This is a genomic window from Venatorbacter sp. C2-1 (genome assembly GCF_022832715.1).
In the GTDB taxonomy this organism is placed as follows: Bacteria; Pseudomonadota; Gammaproteobacteria; order Pseudomonadales; family Oceanobacteraceae; genus Venatoribacter; species Venatoribacter alkanivorans.
In genome coordinates this window covers 1,952,127-1,971,502 of record NZ_CP094879.1, presented here as the reverse complement: position 1 = coordinate 1,971,502, position 19,376 = coordinate 1,952,127, and the positions used below count along the sequence as shown (strand labels likewise).

13 protein-coding genes are annotated in these 19,376 nt (G+C 54.1%); 8 read left to right on the top strand and 5 right to left on the bottom strand.

Features of this window, described 5'->3' with window-relative positions:
- The first annotated feature begins 50 nt into the window (after positions 1-50).
- Positions 51-1,322: an EAL and HDOD domain-containing protein gene (locus tag MT343_RS08635; protein ID WP_230332010.1), complete on the top strand. Its 1,272-nt coding sequence runs from the start codon at positions 51-53 to the stop codon at positions 1,320-1,322.
- A 4-nt stretch (positions 1,323-1,326) separates the two neighbouring features.
- Here the strand turns inward: MT343_RS08635 and MT343_RS08630 are convergent, their stop codons facing one another.
- From MT343_RS08630 to MT343_RS08620, 3 genes are all read right to left on the bottom strand, one after another.
- The gene (locus MT343_RS08630; protein ID WP_145468907.1) at positions 1,327-2,886 is read right to left on the bottom strand and encodes an FGGY-family carbohydrate kinase; all 1,560 of its coding nucleotides are present in this window, start codon (positions 2,884-2,886) and stop codon (positions 1,327-1,329) included.
- 86 nt (positions 2,887-2,972) lie between these two features.
- A complete protein-coding gene (locus MT343_RS08625; RefSeq protein ID WP_145468908.1) occupies positions 2,973-4,568 on the bottom strand; it encodes a glycerol-3-phosphate dehydrogenase/oxidase in 1,596 nt (531 codons plus the stop codon).
- 75 nt (positions 4,569-4,643) lie between these two features.
- A complete protein-coding gene (locus MT343_RS08620) occupies positions 4,644-6,332 on the bottom strand; it encodes an FAD-binding oxidoreductase (protein WP_145468909.1) in 1,689 nt (562 codons plus the stop codon).
- Positions 6,333-6,505: 173 nt separating this feature from the next.
- Here MT343_RS08620 and MT343_RS08615 point away from each other — a divergent pair, with 173 nt between their 5' ends.
- The 3 genes from MT343_RS08615 (at position 6,506) to MT343_RS08605 (ending at position 10,158) form a co-directional block, all read left to right on the top strand.
- Positions 6,506-7,528: an AraC family transcriptional regulator gene (locus tag MT343_RS08615; RefSeq protein WP_145468910.1), complete on the top strand. Its 1,023-nt coding sequence runs from the start codon at positions 6,506-6,508 to the stop codon at positions 7,526-7,528.
- Between the two features lie 101 nt (positions 7,529-7,629).
- Entirely contained in the window at positions 7,630-8,250 is a 621-nt protein-coding gene (locus tag MT343_RS08610) for a TetR/AcrR family transcriptional regulator (RefSeq protein ID WP_145468911.1), read from the top strand.
- 27 nt (positions 8,251-8,277) lie between these two features.
- Positions 8,278-10,158, top strand: a complete 1,881-nt coding sequence (locus tag MT343_RS08605) for an MFS transporter (RefSeq protein WP_145468912.1) — start codon at positions 8,278-8,280, stop codon at positions 10,156-10,158.
- Positions 10,159-10,192: 34 nt separating this feature from the next.
- Here the strand turns inward: MT343_RS08605 and MT343_RS08600 are convergent, their stop codons facing one another.
- Positions 10,193-13,210 (bottom strand): hypothetical protein, encoded by a 3,018-nt coding sequence (locus MT343_RS08600; RefSeq protein ID WP_145468913.1) that lies wholly within the window; start codon positions 13,208-13,210, stop codon positions 10,193-10,195.
- Positions 13,211-13,496: 286 nt separating this feature from the next.
- Positions 13,497-14,522, bottom strand: coding sequence for a lipopolysaccharide heptosyltransferase I (waaC, locus tag MT343_RS08595; protein WP_145468914.1), 1,026 nt, complete (start codon positions 14,520-14,522; stop codon positions 13,497-13,499).
- 185 nt (positions 14,523-14,707) lie between these two features.
- On the opposite strand from waaC, the gene MT343_RS08590 reads away from it, so the two are divergent.
- The 4 genes from MT343_RS08590 (at position 14,708) to MT343_RS08575 (ending at position 19,350) form a co-directional block, all read left to right on the top strand.
- Positions 14,708-15,643, top strand: coding sequence for a lysylphosphatidylglycerol synthase domain-containing protein (locus MT343_RS08590; RefSeq protein WP_186435889.1), 936 nt, complete (start codon positions 14,708-14,710; stop codon positions 15,641-15,643).
- Positions 15,644-15,912: 269 nt separating this feature from the next.
- A complete protein-coding gene (locus MT343_RS08585; protein ID WP_230332003.1) occupies positions 15,913-16,950 on the top strand; it encodes a glycosyltransferase family 2 protein in 1,038 nt (345 codons plus the stop codon).
- A complete protein-coding gene (locus tag MT343_RS08580; RefSeq protein WP_186435890.1) occupies positions 16,940-18,544 on the top strand; it encodes an ArnT family glycosyltransferase in 1,605 nt (534 codons plus the stop codon). Before MT343_RS08585 ends, MT343_RS08580 begins: the two co-directional genes overlap by 11 nt.
- Positions 18,541-19,350, top strand: coding sequence for a phosphatase PAP2 family protein (locus MT343_RS08575; RefSeq protein WP_145468917.1), 810 nt, complete (start codon positions 18,541-18,543; stop codon positions 19,348-19,350). Before MT343_RS08580 ends, MT343_RS08575 begins: the two co-directional genes overlap by 4 nt.
- The last annotated feature ends 26 nt before the right edge of the window (positions 19,351-19,376 follow it).

Below are 19,376 nucleotides of genomic sequence, written 5' to 3'. Positions count from 1 at the left end.
ACTCCAATAACCGTTCTTTACCAAAGTGTAGCCAAGAGCCGCAAAAACGCATGAAAATACTGTCTACACTGGAGGGGATGAATCAGGGAAAATATATGGACAAAACAGACCCACCACTGCTGGCGCGACAGCCGATTCTGGACACCAGCCTGAATGTGGTTGGTTATGAGCTTCTGTGCCGGCCTCTGCCGGAAGACACTCTGGCCTGGCAGAATGAGCATGGTGACCGGGCAACCAGTGAAGTCCTGATCAGTGCATTCAATGATATCGGTATCGATCTGGTCACAGGCGGGCTGCCTGCGTTTATCAACTTCACCAGTCACTGGCTGCATAACCCTCCCATTATGCCGGCCAACAGCCTTGTGGCTGAGCTGCTGGAGTACATTCCGGCAAGCGAAGAGAACCTGACAGCCCTGCGTAAGCTGAAAAAACTGCGCTACCGGATTGCACTGGACGACTATCAGGGAGACGAAGCCCAGGCAGCCCTTTTTCCGTTGATTGACATTGTGAAAGTTGACATACGCCGCCTGCCGGATATCAGGCAACTGCCAGCGCTGATTGACAAATATAAGCACCACAACCTGCAATGGCTGGCTGAAAAAGTAGAAACCAGAGAAGAGTACCGGCTGTGCCGGGATGCAGGCTGCACCCTGTTTCAGGGATACTTTTTCAGTCATCCCGATAATGTCTATGGCAAACGGCTGCCGGACAGTCAGATGGCCGTATTGCAACTTCTGCAGATCCTTAACGACCCTGACAGCAAAATTGAAGACGTCTCCACCATCCTTCAGACCGACCCGCAACTCAGTTATAAACTGCTGCAGATGGTTAACTCCGCTGCCGTTGGTTTTGCCCGTGAAATCACTTCAATTTCCCGCGCTATTGTCATCGTTGGCCTCGATCGCCTGCGGGCCTGGTCTAATCTGATTGCCCTTGGCCGTCTGCAGGAAAAGCCTGCGGTATTACGGGAGCAGGCAGTCGTAAGGGCTCTGCTGTGCAAAGCCCTGGTCTTTGCCTGGCCCAATCTGGATGATGAAACCGCGTTTACCCTGGGTCTGTTTTCCCTGCTGGATGCATTCCTTGACCGGCCACTGGCAGAAATCTGCCAGCGCCTCCGCCTGCCTGCAGACCTGACATCAGCCCTGACAGACCACTCCGGCGATTATGGTTTTATTCTTTCAACGACAATATGCATGGAACAGGGGCGCTGGGAATCTATCGACTGGAACGTGTTGCAGGGACTGGGGATCAGCCCTGCACAAACGGAGTTGCATTATCTGAATGCCCTGCAAACAGCGAATACGCTCATGCAGTCTGTCTGACTGCTTACTGCGGATAGCCTGTTATTTCACGAATACTCTGATACAAAGGCTTCATACGTTTATACATTTTACGGTAAACCTCTTTGTATAAACGATCATACAGTCTTACCGTTTTGAATTCGGGCTCAAATACCTGCCCGACACGGGTCATTTTCATGATGGCCGTACGGTAATCAGGATAGATCCCCAAGCCCACGGCACAGTTAATGGCAGCGCCCAGCCCTGAGGTTTCACTGGTATGCGGACGCTCGGCAGTCATACCAAAAATATCCGCCGTCAGCTGCATCGCCGCATCACTCTGCGAGCCTCCCCCAGATACCCGCAAACGGGTAATCGGTACCCGGCTGCGTTTTTCAATCTGCTCTTTACCCTGACGCAATTCATACGCCAGACCTTCGAGAATGGCGCGGTAAATATGGGCGCGCTTATGCACATCGCCAAAGCCAATTAAGGCGCCCTTGCCTTCCGGCCCTGGCTGACGCACCCCCGGCGACCAATAAGGCTGCATCATCAGCCCCATAGAACCCGCAGGTACCTGATTAACCAGCTCATCAAATAACTGCTCAGGCTCTACACCACGTTCGGCCGCCAGTCGCTGCTCGTTATGTGCCAGCTCTTCCTTGAACCAGCTCACCATCCAGAAACCGCGGTAAATCATCATTTCGGTATTGTAATGACCCGGAACGGCAGCGGTATAAGGCGGAATAAACGGAATGGTTTCGATGTACTTTGCCGTTGTCGTATTAATGGTGGCGGTCGTGCCATAACTCAGACAACCGATATGCGCATCAAGCCCACCAGCACCCATTACTTCACAGGCTTTATCCGAGGCTGCCGCAATCATCGGCAACCCGGCCGGCAACCCGGTCAGCGCCGCTGCGGCCGCAGAAACCTGTCCCAATTGCTCCCCCGGAGACACCAGATCCGGCATCATCCCGCGGGTAGCAGACAGCAGTTTCCATTTCAGGTCGGAAGGCTTTGCCCATTGCTGCCGCTTATAGTCGTAGGGTAGATAACCAACGATGGAACCGGTCGAATCTTTTAATTCACCACTCAGGCAATACGTCAGCCAGGCGGATAAATTCACGTAATAACGGGTTTTTGCCCAAACATCCGGTTCGTGCTGGGCAATCCAGTTATCCCGTGCTTTTGCACGCATCTCACGGATTAAATGACTCAGACCGAGAGTTTTAATCAGCACACCCCAGATACCACCAACCGGTGTTTCTACCGCAGCCTGGCGCTGGTCCATCCAGACAATGGCCGGACGTAAAGGCTGGTAATTCTCATCAAGATTGATCATGGTGTAGCGCTGCGTTGTCAGTGACACGCCGCGAATCTGATCCGGAGTTACCTTACCCTGCGCCCATAAGCGCCGGAAGGCTTCCTGAAGGTTTTCCCAATAGTAACCAGCATCCTGTTCAGCCCAGCCCGGATGACGGGAAAAGTACGGTTCAATGGTAACTTTGCTTTTGGCAACCTCATTACCCTGCTGATCAAATACCAGCACGCGTACACTTTGGGTGCCATTATCAATTGCCAGTAAATATTCCGCATTTGCCATACTGCTGAGCTGCCTGATTCTTTTTATCGTTGTGATAAAACGCCATAACAGCCTGCCCGCAAAGGCAGTCGGTTATGGCGCTTATATTATTTAGGAACGCTGTAATGCTTATTCCAGATTGCTTTATAACGCTCAAGCTCTTCCTGAAAGTGAGCATTATCCCAACCCAGCTCTTCGGCACACACCGCACGGATTTTATCGGTAAATCCAAGTCCTCCCTGCTCCAGCAGCAAACCGAGACGGGTACGGCGCAGCAGTAAATCATCCAGATGTTTAACCGACTCGTTCGCCGCCGACCAGCGCAGCTCAGCCCAAAGAGTACGGCTGCCGGGAATCACATCCAGTTCACCTTCTTTGGCCAGATTTAACAGCGCATCCAGATCCATACCAAAATGGCCACTCAGACGTTTCTGCAGATATCCTGGCAGAGCCTGATATTTTTTATGCTCAGAAACTGCCGGCGTAAAAATCTGAGCACCGAATTCACCGGAGGGAAAACGCTTAATGTATTTACGTGCCGCTTCGAGTGCATCCAGAGCAATCAGACGGAAAGTGGTTAATTTACCACCACTGACACTGACCAGACCTTTATCATCCCAGACGCTGTGATCACGCTTTTCTTTCGATGGATTTAAAGCACCGGAAGACACCAGTGGGCGCACGCCGGCCCAGCTGGAAATAATATCTTTTTCGGCAAGATCGGCTTTCGGAAACTGATGACGGGCGACTTTTAATAAATAATCCAACTCAGCCCGGGTCATACTGGCTTCGCTGTTATCGATGCCGTTATTGTCCAGATCAGTGGTACCAATCACGGTACGGCCTTCCCACGGGAAAATAAAAATCGGGCGTTTATCATCCGGGTGCATCGCCGTAAATGACTGCGCAACCGGCAAACGCCAGGCCGGTACAACAATATGACTGCCACGCGCCGGACGGATTTTTTTCTCGTCAGTCATCTGGCCACGCAATTCATCCGCCCAGGCACCGGTGGCATTAATCACGACATCGGCCTTAACGTCATAAGCTTCGCCTGTGAGCACATCTTCCACACGGGCACCCACAACCTGCTCACCGTCTTTCAGCAGTTGTTTAACGCCAACGTAGTTAAGCACCACAGCACCGTCTTTCTGCGCTTCGCGCAACACGCGGACCACCAGACGGGCATCATCGGTGACCGCATCCGCAAACTGAGTACCGCCAATTAATTCGTGCTCATTCAGCAGTGGACTCAGGTATTCGAAGTCGTCGCGTTTGAAATAATGACGGTAGCGTTTGCCAGCAAAAAAATCATAGATGCGCAGCAGCGTATTAAATACAAAAGGTCCGGGAAAACCGCCCTTATAATGCGCCATAAGGTAGCCCATCTGATCGACCAGTCCCGGTGCTTCCGTCATTAGACGCTCGCGTTCCTGCACCGAATGCATGGTGGTTTTCACATCACCGGCGGCGATATAGCGCAGACCGCCATGCACCATTTTGGATGACCGGCTGGACGTACCCCAGGCAAAATCCTGACGTTCAAGCAGCAGTACTTTCAGACCACGGCGCGCCGCTTCGCGGGCTATTCCCGCACCCGTGATGCCGCCACCGGCAACGATCACATCCCAGTGCTGCGGAGCACTCTTTAACTGCTCCAGCTGATGCTCACGCTGCCCTGGTACCCATGCTGTCTGCCACATACTGCTCTTTTATCCTGTCCGGCGGTTGCTGATTATCGTTTTGATGAGAATGTAGTTATTAAGTTTTTACACTGATCAGGAAGACTGCTGTTCCAGTAGCGGTTCAGCCTGCTCCTGTTGTGTCTTTTTTACGGCACTTCCTGCCGCATTTCCGCTATTATTTTTTTCCAGTAAAGTGCCCGGATTAAGTCGCTGTTGCGGGTCAAAATCCTGTACCAGCGTATTCAGCACGCGCATACCCAGCGCACCTTTTTCCGCTGGCAGATACGGCGCATGATCTTTACCGACACCATGCTGATGCGAAATCGTCGCACGGCCACGGGCAATCACCGAAGATGCTTTGTGCTTCAGCTTGCGCCAGCGCTCCAGGGTTTCTTCGTAGCTGTCAGCGCAGCGGAAGAAGTACGTGGTGTAAATACTGGAGCCCTGAGTGTACATGTGCGACAGGTGGGTAAACACCATCACTTCTTCACCATCGCTGCGCAGCGCAGTTTCCAGTGCGCTTTCCACATCGGCCATTAACTGATCGATATTATCCCAGTCGGTCGAAGTTTCCAGCGTGTCTACAGCAATACCGCGCGTCCAGGTCGTTTCACGCAGATACGGAAATTTAAAACGGCCATGAGACCAGATGCTGCCCATAATATTAGCCAGAGGTCCACCAACACCACCGTGAGCTTTTAATACTTTACGGATCTGTTTCAGCGACGTTTTGTTCTGATATTTAGTGCCGGTGACACCATAGGTCAGCATGCAGCGCTCATCTCCCATTCCCATAAAACGCAGGAAACGGTCCAGCAATTTAAACTGTTTTTCCTGAGTGCCCAGATGCAGATGCGCTTTGGCTTCTTTGGCATTACTCACGCGCATCATCGACATCGGTACTTTATTCTGCACCAGTTCACGCACTGCCGTTTTCGCAGCCTGCCAGTTAGGCATAAAGACCACGAAGAATTTTTCCTCTTCCGCCATCCGCGTCACACGCACCTTCACTTCGGTAAAGATGCCCATGCGCCCTTCCATGCCCATGGTAATTTCACGCATATCCGGACCGGCGGACGATGCCGGAATGGTCGGAATATCCATAGTTCCCAGCAGAGTTTCCATGCGTCCACCAGCGAACATTTGCTCGATACGACCGTAACGCAGCGACTGCTGACCACTGGAGCGGGAAGCAATCCAGCCACCAATGGTTGAAAGCTCCCAGGATTGAGGAAAGTGCCCCAGCGTGTAACCACGGGCACGCAGCTGGCTTTCAACCAGTGGCCCCGGCGTACCGGCACCAAAAGTGGCGATCTGGCTTTCTTCGTTCAGCTCCATCAACTGGTTCATACGCCCCAGATCGATGGTCAGGATCGCGCGCTGGCTGGCCAGCGGCGTAATATGCCCGGCCACTGAGGTACCGCCACCATAGGGAATAACTTCCACATCGTGCTCAACGGCATAATCCAGCAGTTCACGTACCTGAGAGCTGGTTTCCGGATAGGCAACCCCGTCAGGAAAAACCCCGAAGTCCCCACTGCGCATGGCCAGCCAATCCGGAAAACTTTGTCCACGGGCATGGCGTACACGGTCTTCAGCCGCCGTTACCACCAGAGGATGGGGCGCCAGACGGGAAGCAGGAACCTGCGCCATCACCGACTCCAGTGTGGCATCGGTCAGAGCCTTGGTTTCTCCGATGACGGAATGAATCAGGCGCTCGCCGTGTGCCGGCACCTCTTTGATATAACTCTCATCACCCCAACCATTCCAGCGACGACCCATGTTGTAATCCTCAAATGTCCGTTAGACCCAATTCGCAGAGAGCGCTAAGATACAGCGAAGGCTGAACGCTGGCACTGACAGTTTGAGACAGAGACGTAGTATATTCAGCCAGCGCAACGACAAACCCAATGCCAGACTCCACGCGGTTATAACAACAACATGATGCACATCGGATGAACTCTCAAGATTTATTAGGTACCGCTTCATCTGCAGCCATCCGCCAGTATCTGCGCGCAGCGCAGGACTACGGTATAGAACCCGTACAGGCTCTGGATGCCGTCAATATGCCCCATGGCATAATGGATAACAGCATCAGCCGCACCCACGGCCGTGCCTTCCAGAGCCTGATCCGCTGGCTGATCGAGCAGACCCGCGACCCGTTGTTCGGCTTAAAAAGCTCACGTTATGTGCAGCCCGGCTCTTACAGCCTGGTTGGCTACATGGCGATGAACTGCCGCACCGCGCGCGAGGCGCTGCACATCACACCGGAATACGAAGCCATCGTTGGCGACATGGGTGTTACCAAAATCGAAAAATACGGCCCGCACCTGGCGATGCGCTGGGTCTGCCAATACGACGACCCCATTGTACGCCCACACATGATCGACAACGTGCTTGGCAGCTGGCTGGTGTTTGCCCGCTGGCTGGCCGATATGCAGGACGGCAAACCCGAATGCGTCCTGTTCGAGCGTAACAAGCCAGCCCCCGCCCTGCTGGCTGTTTATGAAGACATTTTTCAGGCTCCACTGGAATTTGGCAGCGACCGCAGTGCGCTGATTTTCCCGGAACCCATTCTTGATACACCTCTGCGCCAGCCCGACCCGACATTACTGGCTACGCTGGAGCAGCAGGCTGCCGCCGTTATGGCCGAACTGCAGGAAAAGCACCCGATTGTGATGCAGACCCGTTCACTGCTGCGCAGCCTGATGGAGGAAGACCTGCCGCGGCGCGACAAAGTCGCCGCCGAACTCGGCATGACCGAGCGCACACTGCAGCGCCGCTTACAGGAGGCCGGTACCGGCTACCAGCAACTGCTCGATGACTTACGTCGCGAAGTGGCAACCAACTGGCTGCGTACCACCAATATTCCGGTGAACGATATCGCCGCCCGTCTGGGCTTCAGCGAGGCCCGCTCGTTCCACCGCCGCTTCAAGGCCTGGACAGGCATGACCCCAGGCGAGTACCGGGGCAAATAACCCCCGGCCACCCTTCCCATTCCTGACGTAAAAAATCTATTGAACAGCGTTCAGAACAGTCTTATATTGAACGCCGTTCAAAATCATTCAGGTGACTCATCATGGCCCGCCGCCAGGATCACACCCCCGTACAGCTGCAACAACTGACCATGGAAACGGTGCTCAATCTGCTGCAGCAGCAGCCGGCCAGCAGCCTCAGCCTGCGCCAGATTGCACGCGAGGTCGGCTATTCCCCCGGCACGCTGATTAACCAATTCGGCAGTTATGGTTTGTTGCTGCTGGCCGCTAACGCCCGCACTCTGGATCAGATATACCGTGAATTATGCGCCGCTATAGAGCAGGCAGACTCACCACAACAAGCGCTGGAAGCCTGTGCCATGAGTTATTTCAACTTCGCCAGCCAACACCCGCATCAGTGGCGACTGCTGTTTGAGCATCAACTACCGGAACAGGAAAACCTGCCCGACTGGCAGCAACAACGCATCGATAACGTATTCACCCTGCTGCAACAGCAGCTCGCCATACTCAAACCCGGCACCACGGCAGCCGACTGCGCTCAAAGCGCACGGACGATCTGGGCAAGCGTTCACGGCATCTGCGTGCTGGCACTGGATGATAAATTATTTACTCCGGGCAATATCAATGGCCACAGCATGATTCTCTCTCTGCTGCACCATTATTTACCCGGCTGGATTAACGATAAGGAAGACCGTCATGCATAACCAACAGGCCATACAAGGAAATCAGCCATGAGTCAGCACAGTCAGTTTACCCTGCTCGGCAAACGCCGCTTTCTGCCGTATTTTATTACCCAGGCACTGGGCGCGTTTAACGATAACTTATACAAAAATGCGCTGTTATTGCTGATCGCTTTCAGCGGCATTATTGCCGAAGAAGATTCCGCACTGTACACCAACCTTGCCGCCGGGCTGTTTATCCTGCCGTTTTTTCTGTTCTCGCCCATCGCCGGCCAGATCGCCGATAAAATGGAAAAATCGCGTTTAATCCGCAGCGTTAAATTACTCGAAGTCGCCATCATGCTGATTGCTGCTGCCGGCATTATTACCAACAATATGCTGCTGATGATGACCCTGCTGTTTTTGATGGGTCTGCAATCGGCATTGTTTGGCCCGGTAAAATTCGCCTTACTGCCGCAACAGCTGCACAAAGACGAACTGGTGGGAGGTAATGCACTGGTCGAAATGGGCACTTTTCTGGCCATTTTAGGCGGCACCATCACCGCCGGTTTATTATTCGATTTAAGCGCTGCCAAATACTGGATTGCTGCGGGTGTTATCTTTTTTGCCGTGCTGGGTTATTTCAGCAGTCGCTTTATTCCAACCGCTGAAGCCGGTGATCCACAGCTGACCATCAACTGGAATCCGCTTACCGAGCTGGTAAATACGTTACGTAATGCCCGCCAGCAACGCGCCGTATATTTATCCATTATGGCCATCAGCTGGTTCTGGTTTTTAGGCGCCAGTTACCTGACCCAGTTTCCGAATCTGGCCCGTGACCACTTAGGCGGCAACCCGCAAATCGTTACCCTGCTGTTAACTCTGTTCTCCGTCGGCGTGGCCGCAGGCTCGCTGCTGTGCGAAAAACTATCCGGCCATAAAATCGAGCTTGGTATAGTACCGATCGGCTCACTGGGCATGAGTATTTTTGGTGTTGACCTGTACTTTGCCATCAGCAGTCTGAATATCAGTTCCGACCTCAGCGCTCTGGCGTTCGTACAGAATGCTGACCACTGGCGCATGATGGCGGATATCGCACTGATCAGTTTGTTTGGCGGTTTATATGTTGTACCACTGCAGGCTTTAATTCAGCAGCGCAGTGACGAAAAAATGCGCGCCCAGACCATTGCAGCCAACAACGTGATGAACGCACTTTTTATGGTTGGCAGTGCCGCTTTCGGCATCATCAGCCTGGTGGTTATGAAGTTATCCATCGCCGAATATTTCTGCGTGATTGCCATCATGAATATTGTTGTAGTCGGCTACGTCTACTCACAGGTACCCGAATTTGCCCTGCGCTTTGTTATCTGGATGCTGTCGCACACTATGTACCGCGTAAGCCATAAAGGCATTCAGAATATTCCAGAAGAAGGCCCGGTCGTATTAGTCTGCAATCACGTCAGCTATGTCGATGCATTACTGATTGCCGGCGCCTGTCCGCGCCCTATCCGCTTTGTGATGGATCGCAGCATTTCAGAAATGCCTGGTCTGAAATGGTTTTTCCGTCTCGCCAAAACCATTCCCATCTGTTCGCCCAAAGCCAACAACGAGGTCTATGAAACCGCGTTCCGCCGCATTAAAGAAGAATTAGCCGATGGCCAGGTGGTGTGCATTTTTCCGGAAGGAAAACTGACGCAAACCGGAGAAATCGACACCTTCCGCGCTGGCATCGAACGTATTATTGCAGAAACGCCCGTACCGGTTATTCCGATGGCACTGGACGGTTTATGGGGCAGTTTTTTCAGCCATAAAGATGGGCTGGCACTCACCAAAACGCCACGCCGCTTCTGGTCACGGGTGGGCTTAACCGTTGGCCAGCCACAGGCACCGGACAACATTAAGGCCATTTCGCTGGAGCAGGATGTCCGGAATATACTGGCTAATCAATCGTAAATAAAAAAGCCCGGAATGATCCGGGCTTTTTTATTTATTCAACCGTTCTTTGTATTCCGATCCGGTTCCATTCGTATATTTTACGCGCCGGACCGGTGGCGTCGGATACATAGGTGGTTGCCGGATCGCTGACATATACACCACCAGAAGTACTCGGCACAAAATACCGCTCAGCACGGCGATCAATCGTCAGAGGCTGCTCTGCATTCCAGACACCGGTACTTAGGTTGTGCTCATCAATAATCCGGATAATGGTATAACGACCCGTTTCACCACCAATACAATAACCCGCAGCATCTGCCGCTACAGGAGTCGCATCAGCCAAACCGGACAAATTGTATTCCGCAGAGCAACCATCGAGGCGGGAAACGTACACAATCACCGGGCGGCGCAGACCGTCGCCTTCACGCAGCATCCAGACAACCAGCTTACGTCCTTCACCGTAAGCCGTAATATCTTCGCTGGAAGGAATCAATTCACGATCATAACCGGCAATCACCATCCGCGAATCCTTCAGGTAGAGATTATCCGCACTGTTCAGGCTACTGCTGATTAACGTTGTTGCTTTATCCAGTGTCATATCCAAATCGGAATGCCCCGCCAGCGGGGCATTGATGCGCACCCGAACCGTTGTCGGATCAAGCGGCAAATAGTTAGCATTTCCACTTTCCTGCACCACCAGCGATACAGAAGTAGTGGCGTAACCCAGCAATTCAAGATCGCCCTGCTCTGTCACCCGAAGCACACCACCGCTCTGCCCGCCCAACAGACTGATATTACGCTCACCAATTGCCGCTGGCAGCGGCAATGCAACAATCTGTCCAGGCACATAATTAAATTCAATCAACGACTCTGGCAGCCCAGGATGCGGAGCCCGCTCAACATTGCCACTAACCTCCAACACACGAGACTGATAGTTAGCCGATGACGCCGTAATATCCAACTGGAACGCACCCGCCGCCAGCACTTTAAGTTCGCCAGTACTGTTATCCAGAAGCTGAACCACCTGGCTCCCCGAGCGCAGTTCAAAGTGGTAATTCATTTCATCCACACCGGAAATAAGCGGGTATAAAGACAGATTTTCCTGATAAACCGCCGACGCGTAGCTTACCGCCGAGGTATTGGCCGCCGGGGCTATTTGCACATCAAATTCTGCTTCTCCCGGACTGACACTGTCCGAACCACTGTCAGTCACCAGAATCCGGGTAAATCCGGCCCCCAGAATAGTCATCGCACCGCTTTGTTCATCAATACTGACAACCTGCCGGGCAGCACCATCCGCAATCCGGTAACGCACCACACCAACAGTACCGCTCACAGCAGGAGGCTGTAAAACAGCTCCCCCATAAGTTGCCTCTACAGTTCCGGCAACCTTAAGACGGGAACCGGCATTCTCAATACGCACAGGAACGGTGATCGGCGACGATTCCCGATACAGAGCACTGGCTGACGCCTTCACACTCACTTGCGTACTGCCCACAGCAAGAATCTGCAGACACTGACGCGCGCTATCCACCCGGGCTATCGCTTCATTACTGCTGCCCAACAACTGCAGCGCTCCGCGATTCCCCTGAATCTGACCGGCAAGACTGATGCAGGAATCCGCATATTCCATAACAAGAGGGGTTACCTGCATCAGCGGATGCTCACCCGGCCTGACGGTCAGCAGTAGCTGTTGCTGAGCAGCGCCATACAATTCGCCTCCATCATCGGCAGCACTGATATGTGCAACGCCAGTTCCCTGAATATAAACACGACCACTGGTTACCTTAGCGACAGCGTCATCATCCGAACTGAATACAAGCCCTCCCTGCACTCCACTGAACGATGGCAACAAAGATAAACCGGGGCGGTAATCAAGGGTTATATCTTCAGCTGCCAGCCCCGGATGAGGGGCCCGACTGACATCTACCGTAAAACGGGCAGTCGCCGCGGGAAAGCGCTCATCCCTAAAATCTAGCGCCTCAACAACACTGCTACCGACTCCCTGCACAGCAGGCAAACCGCTGACCCTATCAATGGTTATCGAATTTCCCTGCGCCACCTGATAGGTAATCGCAGCCAATGCATGCTCAACATCCGGCTGCAACAAACGCCCATCTGCATATACTGCCTGCAGGTCAGCAACGGCCAGCGGCGCCTTACGCACCCCCTGAGCAACATTGACGCTAAAGCTGGCAGTCTGCCGGGACTGACTGAAGGCCGGACCATAATCAGCGGTAACATCCACCGCGGCATAACCCACATTAAGCAGAGTAATCTCACCTGTCTGTGGATTCAGCTCAATCACACCCTGCTCAGCTGATGGATTAACAGCAAAATGATAATTTGCCTGACGGTCACCACTGAGACGCTGCGGAAGCAATGTCTTCCCCTCAACAAAGGCCAGTGACAGATCGTCATAACTTAACCCGGCGACCGGAATCGGTTCTATATCCACGGAAACCCGCACAGACGCAGGAAGATAACGGCGGGTCCCGGCATCACGTACCAGCACATAAGCCCGCCCGGGCTGACCCTGCGGGGTTAATTCTCCAGTGGCACTTACATCCAGCAAATGCCGGCTGCCCTCTTCAACCTCATAACTCAGATTCCCACGCTGTCCCCGTACAGAAATCCGTGGAATATCTGCCTGGCCCAGAGCAAATTTAACCGGATCAGCGTTCAACTCATTATTCGTCGCGGCGGCAACATCAATATAAAAACGGGCTTCGGAGGTCTGATATTCATCACTGACATCCGTCGCGATAATCTCGGCACGGCCAGGATTCAGGATCAGAATTTTATTGTTAGTGATAGCAACAACATCAACTACTGACTCATTAGTCAACGAAAAGCCAACATCTCCAAACCGATTATTAACAACAACATCAACTTCGGCACCGGACACATAATTAACATTAACATCATTAATAATCAGTGCTGGTCGGTTGGTTTTTATGGAGGATTCTTGCTCATCAGTCTTACCAGAACCAGCACTACCACTACCGCCGGAACCACCACAAGAAACTAAAAATAAACTTATCACCAACGCAAGGAGAGGCTTAATCATCCGCTTATTATTACCTATTAATATTTTTAACAGTGAAAATGTGAGCGAAATATTATAAAAAACAAAAGCTGACCAGTCGATCAGTATTAATACCAGCGTGCAAATAATATTCCCCGAACCATACCCGCCCTCAGTATCGCCTGTTAGCAAACAACTCAAAGTCACCTGCGCGCGAAACTTCTGCAAGACACTTTCAGCGCAGAATAAAATATTCAGATACGGATAAAAGGAAACTGGTCAGGACCGTATAAGAAGAGGCCGCACCGGCAGCCCTCCTCATAGAAAATTACTTGCCGGAAATATGCCCAAGCAAATAATCAAACACCCGTTGCGGGCTGATTTCACGATAACAAGGCGGCTGAATATCGCCGGGCTCATTTTTCAGGCAGGTTTTCGACAGACAGGGAGCACAATCGCTGTAACCGCTGCGCATGACTTCAACCTGTGGGCCTAATACGCCGGTCAGGGTTGAATCGGTGGCGCCATAAATCGCCACGGAAGGCACTTCCAGCGCGGCAACCACATGGGATAAACCGGTATCCACGCCAACCACGGCCTGCGCATGGGCCAGATAAGCATTGAGCGCATTGAGGCCCATTTTCGGCAGCACCTCAACACCATCCAGTCCGGTGGCAATACGTTCTGCGCGCTGCTGCTCTTCATCATTCCCCCAGGGCAGAACGACTTTACGCCCACTGGCCGCTACCATGGCTGCCAGCTCACGCCAGTAAGCTTCCGGCCAGAGTTTGGTGATCCAGGTCGTGCCATGCAGAAACAACCAGTAATCACCGTCAACCGCCGGCCGCTGCCAGCGTGTGCGGTCAACGCCGTAACTCAGCCCATCCGGCACTTCATAACCCAGCACCTGGGCAAACAGCTGGCGCACCCGAGGAATCGCATGCTGCCCTTTCGCCACCGCCTGCGGATGCTGATAGGCCAGCGCCGCCAGCGGCTCACGGCAACTGTGCTTATCCAGACCAAAGCGCGGGCCACGGGCCATACGGGTAAATACCGCACTTTTAATCAGGCCCTGAGCATCCAGCACCACGTCGTATTCGGTTGCACGCAGATCACGCCAGAAGGCTTTCATTTCGGCGCGATTGGCTTTATCGCGCAGATTCTTGCGCCAGCGCCGCCAGGCCACCGGGATGACTTTTTTGACCGCCGGATGCCAGGTCGGAATTGCAGCAAAAGCTTCTTCCACCACCCAGTCGACTTCCAGTCCGGGAATCGCCTGCCAGGCATCTTCCAGCGCCGGCAGGGTATGGAACACATCCCCCAGCGATGAGGTTTTAATCAGCAGGACTTTCACGGCAATTCTCCATCACAGAAACGACTGCCCGGCCAGGGCCCCGGGCTTATTCTTTTTCGGGAGCGCACTTTATACCAAGCCAGCGGTGATTCAAACGACCGCACAGCAAAACCCCGCCCTCCTTGCTTGACAATACACCGGGCGACGGCAACCATGCCGGCCTTTACCAAGCGCGAGGCTGCACTGTGTTCAAATCGTGGAAATTCTGGCTGGGGCTGACCTTATTACTGGCCCTGATCTGGCTGGTTGAGCGCAGCTATGGCTGGAGCGCCGTTGTGCAGAGCTGGCAGAGCATCGCCCCGCAACAGGTTGCCATCGCCATGCTGCTGATGCTGCTGAGTTATCTGCTGCGCGCACTGCGCTTCTACGATTTTTTCTGGCAGCAATGCCGCGGCCAGTTTATCCGCCTGACACGCATCACCGTGCTGCATAACTTCTTCAATAATATGCTGCCAATGCGCAGCGGCGAAACGGCCTTCCCTCTGCTGATGAAACAGCACTTCGATGTGCCCTATCGTCACAGCGGCCCGGCATTATTGTGGCTGCGTCTGCTCGATCTGTACGCCCTGCTGGTGCTCGCTGCGCTGTCACTGCACACCCAGCTGGACGTCGGCAACAGCGTCAAACTGCTGCTGGCTGCTGCCCTGCTGACCGCACCGCTGCTGATACTGCCACTGCAGAATGCTCTCAACCATTTTCTGCTGGCGCACCCCAGCAAACTGGCCAACCGTGGCGCCGAGCTGATGCACGCCCTGCCCAAATCGCCCTGGAGCTTCGCCCGCGCGCTGTTCTGGACCCTGATCAACTGGGCGCTGAAGCTGGCGGTCTATGCCTGGCTTTTGGCGCAGTTTCTGGATCTGCCTTACAGCCAGAGCTGGATGGGCGCGACCACCGGCGAGCTGAGCAGTGTTTTACCGATTCATGGTGTGGCCGGCGCCGGCACCTACGAAGCCGGTGTACTCGCGGGCCTCTTACCCTGGGGTATTGATCACGCCAAAGCACTGGCCGCCGCGGTGAACCTGCACCTGTTTGTACTCGGCAGCACGCTGCTGCTAACCGCTCTGATTACGCTTCTGACCCAGCGTCTGAAGAGGCCGGCAACGGATAACAACAACGGATAAAGCTCCAGCCGACATAAAGTTCGGCAGCTATAGCACTGTGGGATGGCACACTGAGTTTTTGCCAGCAGCAGTGCTCGTTATTTTCCTGTCATCCCCTTTTGGGTATGATCGCGGTTCTTTTTACATCGCGCGCTGTGGCTGTACCGGTTTTGGCGTTATCAAACCGGCTCATGGCGCCCGCAATTCCTTTTTACAGAGTGGTAATGACCTTGACTGAGGCAAATACATCCGCGGCAAACAAGAAGCCTTCACTGTCTGTAGTGATCCCCATGTACAACGAGATCGAAAACGTTGGCCCTATGGTCGCGCGCGTGCATGAAGGACTTGCCAGCTATAACGGCGACTGGGAGCTTCTGGTCGTTGATGATGGCAGTACCGACGGCACGCCTCAGGCTCTGAAAAAAGAATCCGAAAAATACGGCAGCCACGTGCGCGTGGTTGAGCTGCGCCGTAACTTCGGCCAGACCGCCGCAATGCAGGCCGGTATTGATGAAGCCCGTGGCTATCTGATCGCAACCCTCGATGGCGATCTGCAGAACGACCCGGCCGATATTCCGCGCATGGTCGACCATCTGCTGGAGAATGATCTGGATCTGCTCACCGGCTGGCGTAAAAACCGCAAGGACGATCTGGTGCTGCGTAAGATTCCATCGCGTATCGCCAATCGTCTGATTGGTAAAATCACTGGTGTGCGCATCAACGATTACGGCTGCTCGCTGAAAATTTACAAGTCTTCGGTCATCAAACAGGTTCGTCTGTATGGTGAAATGCACCGCTTTATTCCGGCATGGGTGGCTGCGGTTGTGCCGCCGAGCCGTATCGGCGAAATTGTGGTAACCCACAATGCACGGGTTGCCGGTGAGTCCAAGTACGGTATTTCGCGCACTTTCCGCGTGATCCTCGACCTGCTGTCGGTGTACTTCTTTATGCGTTACCGCGCCCGTCCGGGCCACTTTTTTGGCTCAATCGGTCTGGCGCTGGGCTCGATGGGTGGTCTGATGATGACCTACCTGGCCTTTGTGAAATTTATTCTGGGAGAAGACATCGGCAACCGCCCGCTGTTTTTAATTGCTGTAGTCTGTGTGATTGCCGCCCTGCAATTTCTCACCACCGGCGTATTGTCTGAGCTGATTTCACGTACTTACTTTGAATCATCCCAGCGCCAGCAGTATGTGATCTACCATCCTGCGGCCGATGCCGACAAAGGCGAACCTGGCTGGAATCAGGAACGAAACACAGCAACCGCTGCAACCACTACCCCAACAGAGGCCAACCCCTCAGGTGGTGACGATCAGCATGCCAGCTAAGTTGCATTACCACCTGCCAGTCCTGCAGATGCCACTGTGGCTGCTGCTGGTTCTGGTGGGGTTTTTCTTTGCCAACCTCAATGGGTATCTGCTGTTTGATCATGACGAGGGCGCCTTCAGCGAGGCGACCCGCGGCATGTTTGAACGCGGCGATTTCATTACCACCTGGCTTAACGACCGGGTGCGTTTCGACAAACCAATCCTGATTTATTGGCTGCAGGCCGCGTCTATCTCGGTATTCGGCACTGAAGTCTGGGCTTTCCGCCTGCCTTCAGCGCTGGCCGGGCTGGGCTGGACACTGGCCATATTCGCTTTTGTACGCCGCCATCTGGATGAAAAAACCGCCATCATCGCCGCGCTGATCGCTGCCGCCAGCCTGGGCATTAATATGATCGCCCACGTTGCCACCGCCGACGCCTTACTCAATGCCCTGCTGGCCACCACACTGCTGCTGATGTACAGCTACAGCCGTCAGCCCGCCAGCAGCCTGCTGGTTGCAATTTACGCACTGATGGCACTGGGCGTACTGACCAAAGGGCCGGTGGCCGTTGCCATTCCCTTTGTGGTGGCCGCACTGTTTTACCTGAGCCAGGGCCTCCGGGCAGAATTTCTGCGCGCAATATTCTTTATTCCCGGCTGGATTCTGTTTGTCGCCATCGCCGCCCCCTGGTACATCCTTGAGTATCAGGCACAGGGACAGGCCTTTATTGATGGCTTCTTCCTCAAGCACAACGTCAACCGCTTCAATAATGCGATGGAAGGTCACGACGGCGGCTTCCTGTTCTACCCGCTGGTGCTGCCTTTTGTGCTGGCACCGTTCGGTGCCCTGCTGCTGCGCGTTGTTCCGTCTGTGCGTAATATCCTGCCGGGCAAAGACCCGCTGGATGCTTTCCTGTGGATCTGGTTTCTGGTGGTGCTGGTGTTATTCAGTCTGGCCAGCACCAAGCTGCCGCATTACATCCTGTACGGTTGCACACCGCTGGTGATCCTGATGGCGCGCTACCACGCCTGGCTGCAGAACCGCTGGTTCGCCCTGCTGTTCCCGGCCCTGTTGTTTGGTGTAATGGTCGCGTTCCCGCTGCTGATTCCGGTGGCCGAACAACGCCTGACCAACCCGATTGAGATTGCCGTCGCCCAGCGCGCCGGACATTACTTTAATCAGGACTTCGCCATTCTGGCTGCGCTGGCCGGCATCGTCAGCCTGACCCTGATTCTGTGGCGCCGCTATCCGTTATGGAGCCGCCTGGTCATGGTTGGCGGAATCCAGACTCTGTTCGTCTGGTTTATTTTTGTGCCTGCATTCAGTGAAGCGCAGCAACGCCCGGTCTGGGAAGCGGCACAGTTTGCCAAGACGCTGGATGAGCCGGTCTACACCCAGTCCATCGATATGCCGAGCTTTAACGTTTATCTGAATAAGGTGACGCACCGCCGCCCACTGGAAATTGGCGAGGTCGGCTTTGGCCGTGAAGACCGCCTGGCCAGTGACAGCGAATATTATGATGTACTGTTCCAGTCGGGCCCGATTCAGATTGTGCGCCGCATCGCTGCGCCAGACTCTGCTCCAACCCCAGCCCCTGCTGCGGAGCAGCCATGACGCAGCAACAGACTCTGGGCAGCACCCCGTTACTGACTCTGGCAGCACTGATGCTCAGCGCAGCCTTATTGTTGTGGCTGAGCAATGCTAACCAGGCCCTGTTTTTACGGTGGAATCACGCAGGCGGCATGCTGCCTGACTGGCTGTGGGCCAACCTGACACTGGTCGCCGACACACTGTTTGCCGTTGCCGTGCTGCTGACTGCCGCCTGCTACCGGCCATTATTACTGACCCAGTCGCTGGTACTGCTGATTCTGGGCGCGGTTTTTGTGCATTTTTTCAAAAATACGCTGGACGTTGCCCGCCCGGCCGCCGTGCTCAGCCATGACAGCTTCACCATTATTGGTGCCGTTCTGAAAGGACACAGCTTCCCCTCAGGCCATTCCTTTACCGCGCTGAGCTGTGCCGGCCTGTTATGGCTGAACAACAAGCGCCTGAGTGTTGGTCTGTTGATTCTGCTGTTGGGATTGGCGGCCGCCCTGAGCCGCGCGATGGTCGGCGCCCACTGGCCGCTGGATATTCTGGTAGGTGGTACTTTCGGCCTGCTGTTCGCCTGCCTGAGCGTTGCGTTAGTCAATCGCTTCCAGTGGCTACAGGCCCATGGCTGGAAATTACTCAGTGCGCTGTTGCTGACACTGGCTTCGGGCTACCTGGCCTTTCATGAAGATGGTTATCCGTTTACCGATCCGCTGGCGATTGCCGCCAGTCTGGTTGCAGTCATCACCGCGCTGGTCAAAATCTGGTTGCCGTTTGCGCGCCTGTTGCGACAGCAAGACACCGGAAACCGAATAGTCGGGGGGCGTTAACGTCCCCGGCTTACCGCATTCTGCTG